The organism is Mesorhizobium sp. M1A.F.Ca.IN.022.07.1.1, from assembly GCF_003997575.1.
GTDB lineage: Bacteria > Pseudomonadota > Alphaproteobacteria > Rhizobiales > Rhizobiaceae > Mesorhizobium.
In genome coordinates, this window is record NZ_RZST01000604.1 from 1 (window position 1) to 1624 (window position 1624).

1 protein-coding gene and 2 pseudogenes are annotated in these 1624 nt (G+C 62.3%); all 3 read left to right on the top strand.

Features of this window, described 5'->3' with window-relative positions:
- Positions 1 to 439: pseudogene (locus EOA75_RS32665) on the top strand (RNA methyltransferase); the annotation flags it as partial.
- 79 nt (positions 440 to 518) lie between these two features.
- Positions 519 to 1133: a DUF805 domain-containing protein gene (locus EOA75_RS34670; protein WP_176477641.1), complete on the top strand. Its 615-nt coding sequence runs from the start codon at positions 519 to 521 to the stop codon at positions 1131 to 1133.
- Between the two features lie 106 nt (positions 1134 to 1239).
- Positions 1240 to 1624, top strand: a pseudogene (locus tag EOA75_RS32675) (aspartate/glutamate racemase family protein); the annotation flags it as partial.

The window sequence follows — 1624 nt, forward strand, 5'->3', positions numbered from 1 at the left end:
GGTTGGTCTGGCTGACGAGATCGTCACCTTTCCCGTCGATCCCGGCTTCTCCTCGCTCAACATCGCACAGGCCGTGCTTTTGATGTCCTATGAATGGATGAAATCCGGCCTTGCCGAAGAGACCGCGACCAACTTCGCCGGACCGGAGCTCGTTCCGGCGACCAAGGAACAGCTGCACAGCCTGTTCACCTATCTCGAAGGCGCTCTTGAGGCGCGCGGCTATTTCCGCCCGGAAGAGAAGAGGCCTAAGATGGTCGACAATCTGCGCGCCGTGCTGACGCGGGCGGGATTCGCTGAGCCCGAGTTGAAGGTGCTGCGCGGCATCATCTCGTCGCTCGACAGGTTCTCGCCGGCAATGCCGCGCGGCGACGGCTCACCGGGGGATGATCCGAGGCGGGCGCCGGCTACGCGCAAACGAACAACGGACAAAGAAAGTTAAAATCCGTAAGCTCCGAATCTTCAAGGTAACCGAATATTATGCGGTTTGGCTCATCGTTCTCGAAACGATGGGGCAGCAGATGTTTACGTCCAATATTGGCCGTCTGCATTTCTTCTTCTATTCGCTAGGTTTGTTCATAGCGGAAGCGGTAGCGATCGTGCTCTGCATTGCCGCAACGACCGGCTTCGCGGGATTGATCAATTCGATGCCGGGTCCGTCGCGGCAAAGCCTGGCCGGCGCCGCGCTTGTTGTGTCGCTCGTCTTCGTCGCGCTGCGCGGCAACATCGCATGGCGCCGCAGCCGCGATGCCGATGGTTCAGGCTGGATCCTCTGGTCCTATATCGTCTTTTCCGGCATCTATGGCTTGCTGCAGGCGGGCACGCTTCTGGTTATCGATTTTGGCAATCCTGAGAGCGCGCCCGGTGGCCTGAACCTGCTCGGCCTTGCCATATTCGGCCTCTGGTGCACGATCCTGTGGGCAAAGCCTGTGGCCGGCAGCAACATCGATGAGCTGACCGAGGCTTTCGACTTTGAAGGCTCGTTGCCGGCGGAGGCGCGCCCCGCGAGGGCGACAGCGAGCGTCGCTCCAGCTGCGCCACGGACTGCTGCGCAACCCGCGCGTCCGGCGCCGGCGCCGGCGCCGCAGCCGTTTGGCCGGGCGCGACCCGCCGGCTTCGGCAAGCGGGGGCTCTGAGTTGCGCAAAAGCTGCTGGCATCTGCCACTTCAAGACCATGATCGTTCAGGATAGAAGCGCGGTTGGCCAAATCTCGGGTCAGCTTCTTCCTGTAGTCGGATGACAATGAACGATCGATCAAACCAGCGTCCGATCCTGATGTTCGATTCCGGTGTCGGCGGACTGACGGTGCTGCGCGAGGCGCGCGTCCTGATGCCAGATCGGCGCTTCGTCTATGTCGCCGACGACGCGGCTTTTCCTTACGGCGCATGGGAAGAGCCGGCGCTCAAGGAGCACATACTCGCCCTGTTCGGCAAATTGCTCGACCGTCTGCAGCCGGCGATCTCAGTGATCGCCTGCAACACCGCCTCGACCCTGGTGATCGGTGCGCTGCGGGAAAAATTTCCCGGTCATCTGTTTGTCGGCACGGTGCCCGCGATCAAGCCGGCGGCCGCGCGCACGCGGTCCGGCCTGGTTTCGGTGCTGGCGACCCCGGGCACGGTTAAGCGTC

Bases quoted from the DNA above. Each gene is read 5' to 3' on its own strand.
- EOA75_RS34670 (WP_176477641.1), top strand. From the start codon at position 519: ATGTTTACGTCCAATATTGGCCGTCTGCATTTCTTCTTCTATTCGCTA.